Source organism: Nocardia australiensis, from assembly GCF_020733705.1.
In the GTDB taxonomy this organism is placed as follows: domain Bacteria; phylum Actinomycetota; class Actinomycetes; order Mycobacteriales; family Mycobacteriaceae; genus Nocardia; species Nocardia australiensis.
Window position 1 is genome coordinate 885,223 of record NZ_JAJFZM010000001.1, and the last position, 17,711, is coordinate 902,933.

The following is a 17,711-nucleotide window of genomic DNA, read 5'->3' on the forward strand; positions in this document are numbered from 1 at the left end:
GGAGCCACGAAACGCCCACAGTGTGGTGGGCGTTTCGTGGTAACTAGCGGCTGCGGCGGCTCTTCTTACGCGGCGGCGGCAGTAGCCCCTCGGCGCGCAGCCGGGCGGCGTGCTCGGCGAGCGCCTCGACGAGCGGTCCCACCTGAGCGACCTCGGGCTGCACGTCCACGCGCAGACCGAACTCGATCGCGGTCTCAGCGGTCTTCGGGCCGATGCACGCGACGATGGTGCGCGCGTGCGGCTTGCCCGCGATGCCGACCAGGTTGCGGACCGTCGAGGATGAGGTGAACAGGACCGCGTCGAAGCCGCCGGTCTTGATCATCTCGCGGGTCTCGGCGGGCGGCGGAGACGCGCGCACCGTGCGGTATGCGGTTACGTCGTCGATCTCCCAGCCACGATCCCGAAGTCCCTCGGCGAGAGTTTCGGTGGCGATGTCCGCGCGCGGCAACAGCACTCGGTTCACCGGGTCGAAAACGTCGTCATAGGGCGGGAAGTCGGCGAGCAGCCCCTCCGAGGACTGCTCACCGCTCGGCACCAACTCGGGGTTGATGCCGAACGAACGCACCTTCTCCGCGGTGGCCTCGCCGACACAAGCGATCTTCACACCGGAGAAAGCCCTGGCATCAAGACCGAATTCGGCGAACTTCTCCCACACCGCGCGAACCGCGTTGGTGGAAGTGAACACCACCCACTGGTAGCGGCCGTCGACCAACCCCTTGACCGCGCGCTCCATCTGCGCGGGACTGCGCGGCGGCTCCACCGCGATGGTCGGCACCTCCATCGGGATGGCGCCATGGGTCACCAGTCGCTCGCTCATCTCTCCGGCCTGGTCCTTGGTGCGCGGCACCAGCACGGTCCAGCCGTATAGCGCGCGCGACTCCCACCAGGACATCTTCGAGCGCTGCGCCACCACCTTGCCGATGGTCACCACCAGCGGGCCGACCAGTTCGGAGGCCGCGCTGTTCAGCGTGGCCAACGTGGCCTCGATAGTGCGCTGCTGACGGGTGGTGCCGCGTACGGTCACCGCTACCGGAGTCTGCGGCGCCATACCGTGTTCGACCAGGGCGCTGGCAGTTTCGGCAAGATGACCCGAAGTCGCGTGCAGCACCAGCGGGCCGGGGGCGGACGCGAGCGCGGCCCAATCGACCTCGCCGCGCACGTCGGCCTCAGTGTGCCCCGAGCCGAGGGCGATACCCGCGTAGCTCGGCACCGCCGAACCACCAGGCAGGCCAGGCAGCACCTCGAAGACCATGTGCGAGCGAGTAACCGCGGTGACCTCGGCGATCACGGCATCGGTGGTGAGCGGATCACCCGCGACGACCCGGACCACATCGTTTCCATTGCGGGCCTCGGCGATCAGCGTCTTGGCCACCTCGGCAGGCTCACCGAGGGCCGGACGCACGTCGACGAGCCGCTCACCATCGGCGTCGGTTTCCACCGCGGTGCCGATCAGGCCGAGCACACCCTTGTCGACATCGGGATCGGTGAATGCCAGCGTGGCGCGTCCGAGCACCTCATGCGCTCGCACTGTCAGCAGCGCCGGGTCGCCGGGACCCGACCCGACGAAAAGGATCCGACCAGGATGCTTCTTGGTAGCTCGGCTGCTCATCGGCTGTTCTCCATTGGGCTGGGATCGACAAAGTCCGTGGCGGGCGGATTCACCGCCTGTGTGGGGGAACCGGACGCATCCGGTTCGGGTGTGCCGAGCAGCTCGCGTGCACCGAGCTCCAGCAGCTCACGGGCCAACGCTCGGCCCAGTTCGGCCGCGCGCTCCGGCGCGCCGACAATCGACGCACGCAGCACATCGGAACCGTCGAGAGCCGCCGCGCATCCGCGTAGCGAGAGCTCCTCGACGATCCGGCCGTCGTCATCGATAGATTCGACCACCTCGGCGAGCGCGCCGATCGGCACCGAGCAACCGGCCTCGAGTTCGGCGAGCAACGCCCGCTCCGCGATCACGGCCGCGCGAGTGGCGGCGTCATCGAGTCCGGCCAGCATCTCGATCAAAGCAGTATCGTCGCTGCGGCATTCGACCGCGAGCGCACCCTGGGCGGGGGCGGGAAGCAATTGCACGGGCTCGAGCGCCTCGGTGACCGCGTCCAGACGTTTGATCCTCGCGAGTCCGGCTCTGGCTACGACGACCGCGTCGAGTTCGCCATCGGTGACCTTGCGCAGCCGCGTATCGAGATTGCCACGCAACGGCATGATCTCGAGACCGAGCCCGAGCGCACGCAATTGCGCGGCGCGCCGCGGCGCCGAGGTGCCGATACGCGAACCGGCGGGCAGCTCACCCAGCACGAGTCCGTCGCGCGCCACCAGGGCATCACGCGGATCCTCGCGCACCGGGATGGCGGCGATGGTGAAGCGCGGATCGGGTTCGGTCGGCAGGTCCTTGTAGGAGTGCACCGCGATATCGATGGCCCCGGCGGCCAGTTCGTCACGCAGGGCCGAGGTGAATACCCCGACACCGATCTGCTGCACCGGATCCGACGCGTTCTTGTCACCCGCGGTCTTGATGGCGACCAGCTCGGCCTCGTGCCCTGCCGCGATCAGGGCATCGCGAACGGTGCCCGACTGGGTGAGCGCCAGCAGGCTGCCTCTGGTTCCGATCCGCAAGGGTGCGGTCGCGCCCGATCGCCCCGGCGAGCGCATGCTGCCTGCGGTCACGTTGTCCTCTTCCTGCACGATTGTCATGCGGACTGTCCCCGTTCTTCGCCGAAATGGCTCGCGGTGAAGTCATCGACGAGCACAATTTCGTCATTGCCCGCGAATGGGATGGACTCGCGCCGCGCCTCCCGCGCAGTGATCTCCATCGGTGCCACAACCGCTTGCGCCGCACCGGGTTTGAGTTCGAACAATTCCCGCAGCGCTTCGGCATAACTGTCACCGCCCGGTGTCGAGGCCAACTGTTTGACCCGGACCGTCGGTGCGTGCAACAGCTTGTCGACCACGCGACGCACCGTGCGCGCCACCTCGTCACGCTCCGGGTCGGCCAGCCTCGGCAGCCGTGAATCCAGTCTCAGCAACTCCGCCTCGACCACCTCGGCCGCCCGCTGGCGCAGTGCCGCAACGGTCGGCGTCACTTCCGCCATCCGTTGAGCGGCAAGGTATTTCGCAAGTTCATCGGCGACGATCGTGCGTGCGGCCGCGGTGTCGGCGGCGGCGGCGCCTGCGGCCGGATCGCGCTGCAACGTCTCGATATCGATGACAGTGACACCGGGCAGCCCTGCGACGGCGTGCTCGACATCGCGGGGTAGTCCCAGGTCGCAGAAGACCAATGGCCGTTCGCGCGAGGAAGATTCGGTGCCGCGATCACGGTCGGACAGCGCGCGGTGGGTGTCGGCGAGGGTCACCACGGCGCCGACCGCGCCGGTACAGGTGATGACGACATCCGCCGCGACCATCGCCTCGGTCAGTCGCGACAGCTCCAGCGCATCCGCCTCGACGCCGTAGGAGCGCGCGGTCTCCGCGAGCCGCGCGGCCCGCTCGTTGGTGCGGTTGACCACAATGATGCGCCCGATGCCCGCGCGCGAAAGATGGGCTACCGCAAGACCGCCCATCGCTCCGGCACCGACAACCACCGCTGTCCGCCCGACCAGCGCCGAATCGGCCGGTGCGCCAGCCCGCAGCACCTGCTGGGCCCGATCCAGCGCGACCGAAACCACCGAGGCGCCGGCCCGATCGATACCGGTCTCCGAATGCACTCGCTTGCCGACTCGTAGCGAGTGCTGGGCCAGTTCGTGCAGAGTCCGGCCGACGGCCTGCTGCGCGTCCGCGGAGGCGTATGCGCTACGGATCTGGCTGAGTACCTGCTGCTCGCCGATCACCATCGAATCCAGGCCGCTCGCCACCGCGAACAGGTGCTCGGCGGCGGCCTCGCTGTAGCGGACGTAGGCATGCTTGGTCAGATCGGGCAGCGGCAGTCCGGAATGTTTGGTCAGCAGATCGCCGACCTCGGCGAGACCAGCGTGAAAGGCATCGACCACCGCGTAGACCTCGACGCGGTTGCAGGTGGAGACGATCATCGCCTCGGAAACATGGCTGGAGGTGAGCATTCGTTCGATCAGCTTTGGCCGGTCGGCGTCGGTTATCGCGACCTTTTCCAATACTGCGACGGGAGCGCTTCGATGCGAAATCCCGACCAGAAGAATACTCATGGTGTAACCACCGATCCCTTGCTGCTTGGCTCCGTTGCCGAATGCGAGGTTGTCGAATGCGGCGCTGCCGGGCGCTTCAACGCCGGGTGCACGCGATGGCCGATCTGGCCGGACACCGCACGCGCGACTTCGGGTAGCGGCGGTGCGTTGCGGGAAGCATCGAACGAGAGCATCTGCATTTCCACAGCCAGATCCACTCGCCGAACCTCGACGCCCTCGGGTGCGGTCAATTCACTCGGCGCGAAACTCAGAATCGACTGCAGTCCAAGCACGACCAGTTGCTCGCAGACTGCCTGCGCCGCGGCGTCGGGGACGGTGATCACCGCGATCGTCGGCTCCAGCATCGCGACCGCCTCCCCGAGGCCGGCCACATCGCGTACCACGAGCCCGGCGACCTCGAGGCCGATCACCTCGGGGTGGTGGTCGAACACGCCGACCACGGTGAATCCGCGCCGCTGGAAACCGCCGTAGCCCACCAGTGCCCGGCCCAGATTTCCGGCGCCGACCAATACCACCCGATGCCCCTGCGACAGTCCGAGCACATCCTCGATCCTGGTGCGCAGCTTGGCGACGTCATAGCCGACACCCCGAACACCGTTGGGTCCGAGGAAAGAAAGGTCCTTACGCAACTTTGCGGAATTGACACCCGCCGCGACAGCGAGTTCCTCGCTCGATACGATGAGCACACTGTCGTCGGCCAATATGGCGAGGACCCGAAGATAGCTGGCCAACCGCGCAACAGTGGCCTGCGGGATGTCCTTCTGCAGAGCCCTGCCGGAGACGCCGCTTGGCGCCTCATGCTGCTCTGTCACGTCGTCGGCTCCTCGTTCCGGCCCGTTTCATGGTCCGGCTCGTTGTTCGACCTCTGGCCCGGGACGGTCCGGTGCCATGGTTGAAGTATCGGCATGCTGGGTGTCATTACGCGGTGGATCCGCAGCCACGGCATGCGGGTCGCGTGCCACCACCGTAACTGCTTGTGAAGCCCTGCACAAAGTCGGTGAATTTGGCCTCATTTTCCGCCACGACCAGCAGCGCGGCGGAAACGGGCAGGATCAGTTATTACTCAGCGGGTCAAATCGGCCCGCAATCGGGGCTCGTCGACATCGAAATAACTGTGTTCACGACCGTCGAGCAGCACCACAGGAAGCCGGTCGCCGTACTCTGCGCGCAGGCCAGGGTCGGTCGCGGCGGCCTCGTCGACATCCAGCGTCGCGGGCTCGATCCCGAAATCGGCGCAGATTACCCGAAGTTGCGCGAGTGCCGTGGCACACATGCCGCAACCCGATCTCGTCAACAACGTCACCGAATGTGTGGGATTGGTCATGATGGATATTAAATCCCCCCGCCACGCCCGATTCGGTGCCAGCGGTACCGCCGTGACTGTCGCCGCTTCCGGATAGGGTGGTTATGGTTCGCGCGACGGGCGGAGGTACTGGTGCCGGAACAATCCAAGGCGGCAAGGGCCGGATTCATCGCGGGACGATTCGGCGAGTTTCCGGTGCGATGGAACCAGGGTCGGCTCGGCCAAGGTTTACAGGATCAACTTGCGCGCATCTCCCGCAGTCCTTTCGGGCCCAGCGAGGAAGAGCTACGGGCCAATCTCGCCGGGGAGGCCAGCGCGGATGCCGCGCTGACGTTGCACGACGCCGATCTGGCGGCCGCCGAACGCGAAATCGAACCCACTGGACCCGAGGTGCCGCGCGACCTGACCGCGGCCGCGTTCTTCGACGTCGACAACACCATGGTGCAGGGCGCATCGATCGTGCACTTCGCCCGCGGCCTGGCGGCCCGCAAATACTTCAAGACCTCCGACCTGGTCGACGTGGCCTGGAAGCAGATCAAGTTCCGGGTGACCGGCAAAGAGAACAGCACCGATATGGCCAGCGGCCGGGAGAAGGCGCTGGCATTCATCGCCGGTCGTCCGACCGCCGAACTCGCCGCGCTCGGCGAGGAAATCTACGACGAAATCATCGCCGACAAGATTTGGCCCGGCACCAGGGCGCTCGCGCAGATGCACCTTGATGCCGGACAACAGGTTTGGCTGGTCACCGCGACACCAGTCGAGCTGGCCCAGGTAATCGCCAAACGACTCGGGCTCACCGGCGCGCTCGGCACCGTGGCCGAAAGTGTGGACGGAAAGTTCACCGGAAGGCTGGTCGGCGACATCCTGCACGGTCTCGGCAAGGCGCACGCCGTGCGCACCCTCGCCATTCGGGAAGGCTTGAACCTCAAGCGATGTACCGCTTATTCCGATAGCCACAATGACGTGCCGATGCTGTCACTGGTGGGTACGGCCGTGGCCATCAACCCGGATTCGGATCTGCGTGAGGTCGCCAAGAACCGCAGCTGGGAAATCCGCGATTTCCGAACCGGCCGCAAGGCCGCCAAGATCGGCGTCCCGACCGCATTGGCACTTGGCGCGGCGGGCGGCGCCGTCGCCGCGGCCATCACCCGCCACCGCGATCACTGACCGCGATTCCGCCCCAACACACCGGAACTCCCGGTTTCAAGCGCAGCGAGACCGGGCACCAAAGTTCGCGGCACCAACAGCCAATAAACACCGCACCAAACCGGACTACCGCACTCCGGGTGCCGCACCACCCCACATACGCACCCACTCGCCACGACACCAGTTTTCGAGCGAAGCGAGACCGAGCCCCCAACCGCCAAACCACGGCACCTATCTGTGTACAGAAACAGTCGGTGCCGCACGAGCCTACTTGCGTGCCCACTGGGCGCGACAACAGCTTCCGAGCGAAGCGAGATCGAGCCCTAAAGTTCGCGGCCGGCTCACGTCCGAGGGGCAAATACGAAGCGACGAAGGAGCAAGTATTTGCCCCTCGGACGCGAGCCATAGGGGCCGCGAACACGCCGCGCCAGCGGCCAATAAACACAGCAAACCTCACTGGACTACCCAAACCCCGAGTCCCCCGCAACCCCACCCACGCGCCCCGCCACAACACAGTCTCGCAGCAAGATCCAGCCCCCTCAGCTACCGAACACAGGCACCCAACCAGCTACAGAAACAGTCGATGCCGCACCCGCCCCCATACGCACCCACTCGCCACAACCACAGGTTCCGAGCGAAGCGAGACCGAGCCCCAAAGTTCGCGGCCGGCTCACGTCCGAGGGGCAAATACGAAGCGACGAAGGAGCAAGTATTTGCCCCTCGGACGCGAGCCAAAGGGGGCCGCGAACACGCCGCACCAGCGGCCAAAAACACAGCCAAAAACTCAGCCCAAGAAGGCGTTGCGGCGTTTGGTGAGCAGTTTGTAGAGCGTCTGCTGGATGGTTTCGCGGACCTGGTCGGTGACCTCGAACATGGTCATCGGGTCATCGGCGGCCTCGGCTTCGTAACCGGTGGTCGCGATGGGGCTGCCGAACTCGATGGACCATTTCGAGGGCAGCGGTAGCACGCCGAGCGGGCCGAGGTGCGGGAACAGTGGGGTCACCGGGAAGTACGGCAGGTTCAGTAGCCGGGCCAACGGCTTGATGTCGGCGATCTTCGGGTAGATCTCCTCGGAACCGACGATCGAGCACGGAATGATCGGTACGCCGGTGCGCACCGCCGCGGCCACGAACCCACCTCGCCCGAATCGCTGCAATTTGTAGCGGTCGGTGTATTGCTTGCCGACTCCTTTGAAACCCTCGGGGAACACGCCCGTGAGCTCGCCGGTCCGCAAGAGCCGTTCGGCATCGGGCCTGCAGGCAAGGGTGTGGCCTGCCTTGCGGGCGAGGCTGCCGAGCACCGGCATCTCGAAGATCAGATCGGCGGCGAGCAGACGTAGCGCCCGCTGTTTGGGATGGTGGTCGTGGACCGCCAATTGCAGCATCAGCCCGTCCAGCGGAACCGTGCCCGCATGGTTGGCGACGATCAGCGCACCACCGACCTCAGGAATGTTCTCCATCCCGCTGACCCGCACGCGGAACCAGTGGTCCGACAGCGGGCGCAACGCGGGCAGCAGTACCGACTCGAGTAGGTGTTCGTCGAAACCGAATTCGTCGACCTGATAGTCGCCGGTGAGCCTGCGCCGCGCGAAGTCAGCCGTCTTGCCGATCTGCTTCCCGATCGCACCGCGCATCACATCCGAAAGTGACTGTGACACAGGCGGTTCGGTCGCCGGCAAGCGTTCGGTCAGCGAGGTCACCTGTCCCTGTACGGACGCACCGGCCGTCGGTTCGGGCCAGCGGCGCGTACTGGGGCGCGGCCTGGTTTCGATATTCAGATCATGAAGTTGGATGACTTTCGCAACATCATTCATAGGTGTGCTCCCGTACCGGCCCAAGCAGGCCGAGCAGTTTTTGTTCTGCGGTGTCGATCCACGCGGGATCGCAGACGGGTCGCAACGCTGCGCCCCTGATGAAGTCGTCGAACGCCTGCACCGTTGTCCAGCGCGGCACGAATCCGAGTTCCGTGCGCATGCGGGTGGTGTCCAGACCACATCCGAAATGGAAATAGTCGAGTTGTTCGCTTGTGAAAGCACGCATCACCGGTCCCATCAGCGCACGTCCCGCTGTGCGGAACGCGACGAACGGAATCGGCAGCTCGATGCGACCGGCCCGGCGCACCGCCTGCGACAGCGCCAGCGCGCCATCGCCCGCGATGTTGTAAGTACCACCCGGGGCGACCTGCGCCGCGTGCGCCAGCGCGGCGATGGAGTCTTCCTCATGCACCAACTGCATCCGCGCGTCCCGGCCGAATACGGTGGGCGCGACCGGCGAGCGCAGATATTGCATACCGCGCCCACCAAGTCGTGGACCGACAATCGGCGCGAAACGCAGAATCGCCGTCGCCATATCGGGACGTCGCCGAGCGAGCCCACGCACAAATCCTTCGATTTCGATCGCGTCGCGGGCGAATCCGCCACCCGGTGGTGTGCGCGCGCTCATTTCCTCGGTGAATTTCGCCGGATCTTTCGCACTACACCCGTACACTGCCGACGTCGAGCGCACCACCACCCGACGTACAGACGGCGATTTCTGGCATACCGCGAACAACTGCATGGCGCCGAGCACGTTGAGGTCTTTCATCACGGCCCTGCTGCCGCCGCTCGGCGGGCGAACCAGCATCGCGGCGTGCACCACGGTATCCACTCCGCTGCCGTCGATCACCTTGCGGATCAACGGATTTCGAATGTCGGCACGAATGAATTCGGCACGGCCCATGCGGCGTGACAACTCGCGGCTCGGCGTCATGGCGTCAACGGCGAGGATGCGTTCGATGCCGGGGTCCTGCGCGAGTCGAGCCACCACATTGCCGCCAAAAAATCGGCTCGCGCCGGTTACAAGCACGACCCTGGGCGTATGTACATCCCTCACGTCAGATCCCACTGCACCCCGATCCCACCTCGAGCCCCCCAATTTGTGTGCTGCGGTTCCAGGGTAACCGCTACTACCCAATTCACCAGAGTGTTAACCAGGATCTAACGGTGACTTCAAGCACCGGATACACAGGCACTTTTAAAATGGTGCGTTTCAAAAACGAATAGCCCACCACTCGATCAGTGGCGGGCTATTCGGTTAACGCGCAGTCGAGTCGCGCGCAGTGGCTTACTTGCCGAGTTTGCGCCGCTGAACGCGGGTGCGGCGAAGCAGCTTGCGGTGCTTCTTCTTCGACATGCGCTTGCGACGCTTCTTGATCACAGAACCCATAGGGTTGTTCCTCGCGTTCTCTCTACTCGGCGCGCACGTCAATCACGTACGCCGTACTCAGCGTCCGCGCCACCGACGGCCACCGGACACCACAAAACGGTGCCACCAGCAGGCGAACACGAACCGAGGGTTCATCCTACCGGGACACCTACAAGCGAACGAAACCGCCTCATCCAGCGTCGAAGTACGACGTCTCCAGGTAGTCGTGCACCGCTTTGGCATGCACCCGGAACGAACGACCGACCCGCACCGCGGGCAACTCACCCGAGTGCACGAGCCGATAGACCGTCATCTTGGACACCCGCATCAAATTCGCTACCTCGGCGACGGTGAGGAACTGGGTACCACCGCCGAGCACGGGTTGCGCTGGCGATACCGAACTATTCTGCGACCGGGGACCTGCCCGGCCGCTCGATGGTCCGGAGCCGCCTGGCGACGTCCCTGAGCTATTCACAGACATCTTGTTAGACATCATTGCACCATTGACCTCCGGCACGTCCGCGCCGCCGGCTTCCCCACCGGCGGAACAGACACGCACGTGCTCCTTGAAGCTTAGCGGGACCAGTGGGATTACTGCGACGGGTGTGAGAAATAAGGTTTGCTTGCTGGGAACCGACCGGTCACCCTGCGACACCGCTGCGTTTGGTTTGCGGCCTCCGCGGTCACACTGCGCTACCGCCTCCGGGCCCGCCGCTCGGCGCCGCTGTGTTCGATCGCGGCACTCCCGAGGCCCTCCGTGGTCACACTGCGCTACCGCCTCCGGGCCCGCCGCTCGCGCCGCTGTGTTCGATCGCGGCACTCCCGAGGCCCTCCGTGGTCACACTGCGCTACCGCCTCCGGGCCCGCCGCTCGCGCCGCCCTGTTCTGCGGACCGCTGCTTGGCCGCGTGTAGCGCCTCCATGAACGCCGAGCGGACCCCGCCGCGCTCCAGCTCGCGCAATGCCGCGGCGGTGGTTCCCGCGGGAGAAGTGACCGCGGCGCGCAGTTCTACCGCACTTTGCCCGGATTCGTCGAGCAGGGCGGCCGAGCCGATCATGGTCTGCACCACGAGCTTGTTGGCCACGTCCCGGTTCAACCCGAGTCCGACACCGGCCTCGACCATGGCCTCGACCACCAGGAAGAAGTAGGCGGGCCCGGAACCCGATACCGCGGTGACCGCGTCCATCTGGGACTCGTTGACAGTCACCACCTCGCCGACCGCGGCGAGCAGCTCACTCACCTGGGACAACTGCTCCGCACGCGCGTAGCGGCCCGGCGCGAGCACGCTCATCCCCTGTCCGACCAGCATCGGGGTATTCGGCATGACCCGCACCACCGGGAACCCCGCGGGCAGCTTCGCCTCCAGCCGCGCGGTCGGCACCCCGGCCGCCAGCGATACCAGCACCTGGTCCCGGTCACCATTGAGCTCGGCCTTGCCCAGCTCGGTCAGTACACCGTCGACGTCGCCGGGCTTGACCGCGATCACCAGCAGATCAGCGCCAACCGCCGCATCGGTCGCGGAGTCGGTCACCCGGACACCGAAACGACCGGCCAGCAACTCGGCCCGTTCCGGAAACGTCTCGACCACCACTAGGTCCTTGCTTGCCCGCCCCGATTCGAGTAACCCGGCAATCAACGCCTCCCCGATCCGGCCGCCACCGATCACCGCAATTCTCGTCATGGCGCTAAAGGCTAGCTTCCCGGCCTCTACGCGTTCTGCGCCGGTCGTGAGGTGCTGCGCGCAGGCGCTGCCCGGGTTGGAGCCTGCACAGGGCGGGCCTTGTTCAGCTCTGGGGCATGAGCGCCAGTTGGCGGCTCTGGGCTACTACGGCGCCGGTGGAATCGAGGATCAGCTGGTCCTCGTCGAACATCCGACCGCCGACCTCATGAGTGGTGGCGATGATCCGCAGCCAGCCCGGTGCGGGCCTGCGCCGCAGGTAGGTGGTCATCTGGACGGTTGGGGCCCAGCCGGCACGGCCCAGGTTGAAAGGTACCGGCGGGCTCATATCGGCCGACATCATCGCGAGGTACATCGAGACATCGGGATCCTGCTGATCGCCCGCGCGCGGGCGCATCCACAGCCGCAATCGGGGCTCGCCCTGCTCACCCGTCAGGAAGCGGGCCCACTGTCTGTCGATGTACAGCTCGGCACCCTGGCCGACATTCACGATGGCCCCCATGGCGGAGCCGTCTTCGTAGCCGATCGCGTCGGCGGGCGGCGCGGCGGGCATATCGCCGTGCTGCGCGGCGTAGATCGGGTCGGCGTCGTCGAGGTGGCCGAAGGTGAAGGCGGTCCGCACCAGATTGCGGCCCTCCTGGATCAGAGTCGCGTCCACCAGGCAGATCTGCCTGCCGACCTTGCGGATGTGCACTTCGTATTCGACTTCGCCCGGCACCGGAGCGCCGAGGAAGTCGGAACTGGCCGCGATGGGTGCCATGGCGGCCAATGCCGGATCGGAGGCGCGCAGCCAGTTGGTGGCCGCCGCGGCACTGGTCGCCACCATGGTGCCGCCGTGCACCTTGGGGCCGATCGTCCAGATCTTGTCGATGACACCCAGATAGCGTCCGGTACCGGGAGTGGTCGCGGGCAGTTCGGTCAGCGCGCAGACGCGGCTGAAGGGGGCGTCGATTGCGGTATCCCGCTCCAGATCGACGGTCAGCTCCGACATCGTCACTCCTTGTCGTCCAGGTGCCGCAGCGCGGGACCGCTCGTGTTGTACAGCGTAGAGCGACGGGGTCGGCCGATGACATTCCCCTTCGACGTGGTCGATTCCGACGAGTTCGTCACATCCGATCGGTGCGGGTCGGCGCCGCAGCGGGCATGCCGTTGAGGTGCTGCCGCGCGAAGGCGAGGGTGCGGTGCAGCATTGCCGCACGATCCTGCGCGGTGCGGGCGTTTTGGGTGTTGATCTCGGCGACCGCGTGCCCGGAGAATCCGGAGCGCACCAGCGCCGCGCAGAGCTCCACACAGGGCTGGGTGCCATCGCCGGGCACCAGATGCTCGTCGTGTGCCGCCCCACGGCCATCGGCGAGATGCAGGTGGGCAAGTCCATGCCCCATGCGCCCGGCCAACGCCAGCGGATCGGTTCCCGCCGTCGCGGTATGCGAGAGATCGAGCGTGTAGTGCCGGAATCCGATATCGGTCGGGTCGTAGGATTGACTGAACGCGGTAACGGCCAATCCCGGACCACCGCGCCGCTCCAACCGCTTGGCCGAACCCTCGCCGCGGCCGAACAGGGTGTCGGCCCGCATCGGGAACATATTCTCCACCGCGACGATCACCTGGCCGTGCTCCTCCAGCTCACCGACCTGGTTCGCGAAGCCCTCCGCGTAGCGCCGCTGCCAGCGAAACGGCGGGTGCACCACGACGGTGCTCGCCCCGAGCGCCTCGGCGGTGCGCACGCTGCGTTCGAGCTTGGCGACCGGATCCGAACCCCACACTCGCTGCGATATCAACAGGCACGGTGCGTGTACCGCGATCACCGGCATCGAGTACTTGCGCGCATAGGACTGCACGGTGGCGATGCTCTGGCTGGCGGGCTCGGCCCACACCATCAATTCGACACCGTCGTAACCGATTTCGGCAGCATAGCGGAACGCCGCCTCGGCGTTCTGTGGATAGACCGACGCCGTCGACAACCCGACCAGGATCTGTGGACGCCCCGCGTCGGCCCCGGGTTCGCCGTGCGATCCGGGCTCCGCGCCCACCGCACTTCCTACCCGGGTGTCGTCCGCCTGCCCGATGTTCCCCACAGCAGCTCCCTACTCAGTTCGTGCTGAGAAGAAAGGCTAATGGTCCCAGCGTGACGAATATGCCTACGACAACGGCAATCACGGTGCTGAGAATGTCATCGCGCCGACGCAGAATCCGCACCAGCGCGACCAGGCCGAGGATCACGATCATCGCCAAGGCCAACGCCACCCACGGGAGCATCTCCCACATTCGCTCGAAACCCTTGAACAGCAACATTCCGGCGACCGCAGCGCCCGCGCTCTGACCACCGAGGATCATCCACTGTTTGCGATTGGCATCGTCCTGCGCCTTGCGCGCGATCCGGGAGCGTCGCGACGGTGCGACCGCATCGTCGTCGTCCGAATCATAATGCGCCGCATCGTCGTCCACGTCGTCATCGAGGTCGTCGAGGTCGTCGAGGTCGTCTGCCGGCATGGACGGATAGACGTCGGTACGGCCATCCATGACATCGAGATCGGCGAGCTCGAGGTCTCGGCCCGCGCGCTTCGTATGGTCGCGATTATTGCGCCTACCCGCACGTTCCCCGTTGGCGCGCTCAGCTCGCTCGGCTCGCTCGACCCCATCTCGGAGCAGGTCACCGGCCACCGTTTGCCCGGATACCAGCTGTTGGTCCTGGCTGGCCAGCGACCACGCCGAGGTCGGAATGCCGCCGGACTCCGGTGCCGAACCATTCTGCGGGGCTGGCGATTTGCGTCTTCGCGCCGACCAGGCAGGCACGGTGTTGTCGCCCGGACCGCTCGCACCGTCGCGCCGAGACGGACTGCGCTGCGCTTGTGGTTCCGGGGCCGGTTCGGGGCTCGGGGCGAAACCATTGGCGCCATGGGTGAAGGCCGACCAGCCCCCGGTCGACAGGCCGACATCCTCGGCCTCAGCACGACGCCTGCCTACCCGGCCGCTACCGAAACCATTGTGGTCGGCCGGTTGGCCGGGGCCCGGCAGGGCGGACCCGTTCGGTTCGGCGCGACCGGCATCGGGCATCGGCGGGCGTACGGTGGTGTGCTCGTCATCGGGTTCGGTCTGTCTGCGCCTGCGACCGGTGCGCCCGGAGCCGAGCGGCGGCGCCGACGGCGAATTGCCACCCGAGTGCGGATCGCTCGTATAGGGCTCCGGCGACGCGGTGGGTGGCGACAGCTGATCGGCAGGTCCGGAATGCCGCGACGTGGGCATTTCCCGGCCGGGCATGGCCCGGTTCGCGCGCCCCGACAGTGGATCGGGCTCCGGTGCCACGTACGCCGAAAGCGGGTCGTAGCGCGCGATCGGCCCCGACATCGGCGAATAGTTCGGCAATTCCGGTGCGGGCTGCGGCGGAGTATAGGAAACCGGTTCCGGCGCAGGCGATTCGAATGCCGACGGCTGATAGGGCGCTGGTTCGTACGGCGCCGGCGTACGCGAGGACGAGCTGTTACGCGAGAACGAGCCGGAGTCGTAGGTCGGTGCCTCGTAGGACGGAGTTTCGGTCTCCGGTTCATCCGGCGCGGCATGCGCCGAATGTGATCCGCCTGCCGGAATGGCGGGCAGATCCCCGGTCAGCTCGGCAACGGAGATACCGCGACCACTGCGCCGTCGCCGACCACCGCCCCCGGGCGATGAGGAGCCCTGCTGACCATTGCGGGCCAGCAGTTCTGCGACCGATAGCTGTTTGGAGTCATCGCTCATGACGGCACCGTTTCGATTGGGCCCGATTGCGCCGGACCACTGTCGGGCGCCGGTCCGCCGGTCTCGGCAGCCGGTCCCGGTGAGCTGATTGCCTGAGGTCCGCCATTCATATCGGTATCCAGTTTGCGCAAGATGAGTCCCTCGCGCAGCGCCCACGGACAAATCTCGAGTGTATCCAGCGATAACGCCCGCATACTCGCCTCCGCGACCAATGCGCCAGCCACCAGTTGCTGTGACCGATCGGAACTTACGCCTTCCAATTCTGCACGGTCCGACGCTGTCATTCTCGAGATGAAGGCAATCAGTTGGCGCAGCCCTGAGCTGGTGAGTGTACGGCGCACCCGAAGACCCGACGACGAGGGTGCCGCCCCGGTCAACCTGGCCAGTGACCTGAAGGTCTTGGAAGTACCGACGGCGAGGTCCGGCGGGCCCCCGCCCAGCAGCTGTTTGGCGGACACCACCAACTCCGCGTCGAGCCAATCGCGCAGCACCGCGACTCGGCGTTTGCCCGGTGGGTCCTCGCGCAGCCATTCCCGGGTCAGCCGACCCGCGCCCAGCTGCAGCGATACCGCCACATCGGGCTCCTCGTCACCGCCGTTGGTCATTTCCAGCGAGCCGCCACCGATATCGAGATTGAGGATGCGGCCGGCGCTCCAGCCGTACCAGCGGCGCACCGCGAGAAAGGTGAGCCGAGCCTCGTCGACGCCGGCGAGTACCTGCAGGTCGACCCCGGTCTCGGCGCGGACCCGAGCCAGTACCTCATCGGAGTTGGTCGCGTCACGCAGCGCCGAGGTCGCGAAGGGCATCAGTTCGACGCACCGCGAGGTCTCGGCGATGCTGGCGAACTCGGCGACCGTCGCGATCAACCGTTCGGCCCCCTGGACAGTGATCCTGCCCTCATCGTCCATGTTCTCCGACAGGCGCAAGGTCGCCTTGGTCGAACTCATCGGCATCGGGTGGCCACCGCGATGGGCGTCCACGACAAGCAGGTGGACGGTATTACTTCCGACATCGAGTACCCCAAGCCGCACATGAACACGGTACTGGGTGAACCGGGGCTTTAGACCAGGCGATCGAACTGTTAGCGTCTCGAGGTGTGACGGTAGGCGCATCCGCAAGCGGCCCGACCCGGCCCCGACCAGCGGGGAAGATTGATCCGAGCCCGGAGGTCGATCTCGATTTCCCGCGAGAATGGATCGAGTTCGTCGATCCGGCAAACGACGAGCATCTAATCGTCGCGGATCTGACCTGGCTGCTGTCGAGCTGGACGTGCGTATTCGGCACCCCCGCCTGCCAGGGAATCCTCAGCGACCGCCCCGACGACGGCTGCTGCTCGCACGGTGCGTTCCTCTCCGATAAGGACGATCGCAAGCGGCTGCGGAGCGCTGTGAAAATGCTCACACCTGATGACTGGCAGCTGATGGACCACGCGCTGGACGCGAACGGCAACGTCACAAAGAAGGGTTATCTCGAGCTCGACGAGCTCGACGAGCTCGAGGACGAGCCGACGCTGCGTACCCGCAGGCACGATGGCGCATGCATCTTCCTGAACCGGCCCGGCTTCGCCGGCGGCGTCGGCTGCGCGCTGCACACCATGGCGCTGCGCCGCGGTATCGAGCCGCTGGAGGTGAAGCCGGACGTGTGCTGGCAGTTACCGATCCGTCGTACCGAGGATTGGGTGGACCGGCCCGACGGTACGCAAATCCTGCGCACCACCGTGACCGAATACGACCGGCGCGGCTGGGGCCCCGGCGGACTCGACCTGGACTGGTACTGCTCGGGCTCCCCCGACGCCCATGTCGGCGCCCGCCCGGTCTGGCAGTCCTACGGTCCCGAGCTGAAGGAGCTCCTTGGTGAACCCGCCTACGCGGAGCTGGCCCGGCATTGCAAACGGCGAGAAGGACTCGGCCTGATCGCAATTCATCCTGCGACCGTGCACGCCAACAGAATGGCGCCCGACTCACCGGTTTCCGATCGGCCGGCGTGAGGTTTGCATAGCGGGTGATTCACCTGCGGGCCATGCGAGCTTTACCGACATACGGTTTGATGTGCGTTTATGTTGAAGAAAACTGTCACTCTGACAACCATCGCGGTCGGCGCCACCCTCGCACTGAGCGGTGCCGCGCACGCCGAGCCCAATGGGGATCCGGCCAAGTACTTCGATGTCACCGCCGATTTCCTACCCGCCAATACCCCCGAGGCGATCGACGCGGCCAAGAACGGCAAGAACCTGATCATGAGCCCATACGGCATCACGCGCACCATCGCCTGCCGCGGCACCAACGCCGCGGACGTCTACGACTGCATGCAGGAAGACGACCTCGGCTGGATCACGCTGCGCAAGACCGACACCCCCGTCGGCCCCACCTGGCTCTACCTGCCCTGATTCGGATACGCAGCAGCACACCGAGGTTGTCGGGGCCTCGGTTGCCGCGCGATTCCTGTCGCGACCGATCGCGCGACAACATGAGTAACTCGCCGGGTACCCCTGAGACCGGGCGCACCGCGCTACC

General features: G+C 66.2%; 17 protein-coding genes. 3 read left to right on the forward strand and 14 right to left on the reverse strand.

Features of this window, described 5'->3' with window-relative positions; genetic code table 11:
* Positions 1 to 43: 43 nt before the first annotated feature.
* The 5 genes from LKE06_RS03940 to LKE06_RS03960 all read right to left on the reverse strand — a co-directional run bounded on the left by LKE06_RS03940 (position 44) and on the right by LKE06_RS03960 (position 5,481).
* A complete protein-coding gene (locus LKE06_RS03940) occupies positions 44 to 1,609 on the reverse strand; it encodes a bifunctional uroporphyrinogen-III C-methyltransferase/uroporphyrinogen-III synthase (RefSeq protein WP_227997240.1) in 1,566 nt (521 codons plus the stop codon).
* Positions 1,606 to 2,652, reverse strand: a complete 1,047-nt coding sequence (gene hemC / locus LKE06_RS03945) for a hydroxymethylbilane synthase (protein WP_227999271.1) — start codon at positions 2,650 to 2,652, stop codon at positions 1,606 to 1,608. The genes LKE06_RS03940 and hemC overlap by 4 nt, the downstream gene beginning before the upstream one ends.
* A gap of 38 nt (positions 2,653 to 2,690) precedes the next feature.
* On the reverse strand, positions 2,691 to 4,157 hold the full coding sequence (locus LKE06_RS03950) for a glutamyl-tRNA reductase (RefSeq protein ID WP_227997241.1): 1,467 nt from the start codon (positions 4,155 to 4,157) through the stop codon (positions 2,691 to 2,693).
* Positions 4,154 to 4,969: a redox-sensing transcriptional repressor Rex gene (locus LKE06_RS03955; RefSeq protein ID WP_227997242.1), complete on the reverse strand. Its 816-nt coding sequence runs from the start codon at positions 4,967 to 4,969 to the stop codon at positions 4,154 to 4,156. The genes LKE06_RS03950 and LKE06_RS03955 overlap by 4 nt, the downstream gene beginning before the upstream one ends.
* A 251-nt stretch (positions 4,970 to 5,220) precedes the next feature.
* The gene (locus tag LKE06_RS03960; protein ID WP_227997243.1) at positions 5,221 to 5,481 is read right to left on the reverse strand and encodes a glutaredoxin family protein; all 261 of its coding nucleotides are present in this window, start codon (positions 5,479 to 5,481) and stop codon (positions 5,221 to 5,223) included.
* A 228-nt stretch (positions 5,482 to 5,709) separates the two neighbouring features.
* Here LKE06_RS03960 and LKE06_RS03965 point away from each other — a divergent pair, with 228 nt between their 5' ends.
* Entirely contained in the window at positions 5,710 to 6,627 is a 918-nt protein-coding gene (locus tag LKE06_RS03965) for an HAD family hydrolase (protein ID WP_372477345.1), read from the forward strand.
* 763 nt (positions 6,628 to 7,390) lie between these two features.
* On the opposite strand, the gene LKE06_RS03970 is transcribed toward LKE06_RS03965, so the two are convergent.
* The 9 genes from LKE06_RS03970 to LKE06_RS04010 all read right to left on the reverse strand — a co-directional run bounded on the left by LKE06_RS03970 (position 7,391) and on the right by LKE06_RS04010 (position 16,229).
* Positions 7,391 to 8,419 (reverse strand): lysophospholipid acyltransferase family protein, encoded by a 1,029-nt coding sequence (locus LKE06_RS03970; RefSeq protein ID WP_227997244.1) that lies wholly within the window; start codon positions 8,417 to 8,419, stop codon positions 7,391 to 7,393.
* Positions 8,412 to 9,476 carry an NAD-dependent epimerase/dehydratase family protein gene (locus tag LKE06_RS03975; protein ID WP_227997245.1) on the reverse strand — a complete coding sequence of 355 codons (1,065 nt, stop codon included), beginning with the start codon at positions 9,474 to 9,476 and terminating at the stop codon, positions 8,412 to 8,414. The genes LKE06_RS03970 and LKE06_RS03975 overlap by 8 nt, the downstream gene beginning before the upstream one ends.
* A 231-nt stretch (positions 9,477 to 9,707) precedes the next feature.
* Positions 9,708 to 9,809 (reverse strand): 30S ribosomal protein bS22, encoded by a 102-nt coding sequence (locus tag LKE06_RS03980; RefSeq protein WP_003402602.1) that lies wholly within the window; start codon positions 9,807 to 9,809, stop codon positions 9,708 to 9,710.
* Positions 9,810 to 9,978: 169 nt separating this feature from the next.
* Complete coding sequence (locus LKE06_RS33070) at positions 9,979 to 10,269, reverse strand: helix-turn-helix domain-containing protein (protein WP_372477280.1); 291 nt, start codon at positions 10,267 to 10,269, stop codon at positions 9,979 to 9,981.
* Positions 10,270 to 10,626: 357 nt separating this feature from the next.
* Complete coding sequence (gene proC / locus LKE06_RS03990) at positions 10,627 to 11,469, reverse strand: pyrroline-5-carboxylate reductase (RefSeq protein ID WP_227997246.1); 843 nt, start codon at positions 11,467 to 11,469, stop codon at positions 10,627 to 10,629.
* A 103-nt stretch (positions 11,470 to 11,572) separates the two neighbouring features.
* Positions 11,573 to 12,457: a thioesterase family protein gene (locus tag LKE06_RS03995; RefSeq protein WP_227997247.1), complete on the reverse strand. Its 885-nt coding sequence runs from the start codon at positions 12,455 to 12,457 to the stop codon at positions 11,573 to 11,575.
* Positions 12,458 to 12,572: 115 nt separating this feature from the next.
* Complete coding sequence (locus LKE06_RS04000; protein ID WP_308188362.1) at positions 12,573 to 13,439, reverse strand: sugar phosphate isomerase/epimerase family protein; 867 nt, start codon at positions 13,437 to 13,439, stop codon at positions 12,573 to 12,575.
* 115 nt (positions 13,440 to 13,554) lie between these two features.
* Positions 13,555 to 15,198, reverse strand: coding sequence for an Rv0497 family membrane protein (locus LKE06_RS04005; RefSeq protein ID WP_227997248.1), 1,644 nt, complete (start codon positions 15,196 to 15,198; stop codon positions 13,555 to 13,557).
* A complete protein-coding gene (locus LKE06_RS04010) occupies positions 15,195 to 16,229 on the reverse strand; it encodes a Ppx/GppA family phosphatase (protein WP_227997249.1) in 1,035 nt (344 codons plus the stop codon). The genes LKE06_RS04005 and LKE06_RS04010 overlap by 4 nt, the downstream gene beginning before the upstream one ends.
* Positions 16,230 to 16,294: 65 nt before the next feature.
* Between LKE06_RS04010 and LKE06_RS04015 the strand changes: the two genes are divergently transcribed.
* Positions 16,295 to 17,185, forward strand: a complete 891-nt coding sequence (locus LKE06_RS04015; protein ID WP_227997250.1) for a DUF3109 family protein — start codon at positions 16,295 to 16,297, stop codon at positions 17,183 to 17,185.
* A 69-nt stretch (positions 17,186 to 17,254) separates the two neighbouring features.
* A complete protein-coding gene (locus LKE06_RS04020; RefSeq protein ID WP_227997251.1) occupies positions 17,255 to 17,584 on the forward strand; it encodes a hypothetical protein in 330 nt (109 codons plus the stop codon).
* Positions 17,585 to 17,711: the final 127 nt, after the last annotated feature.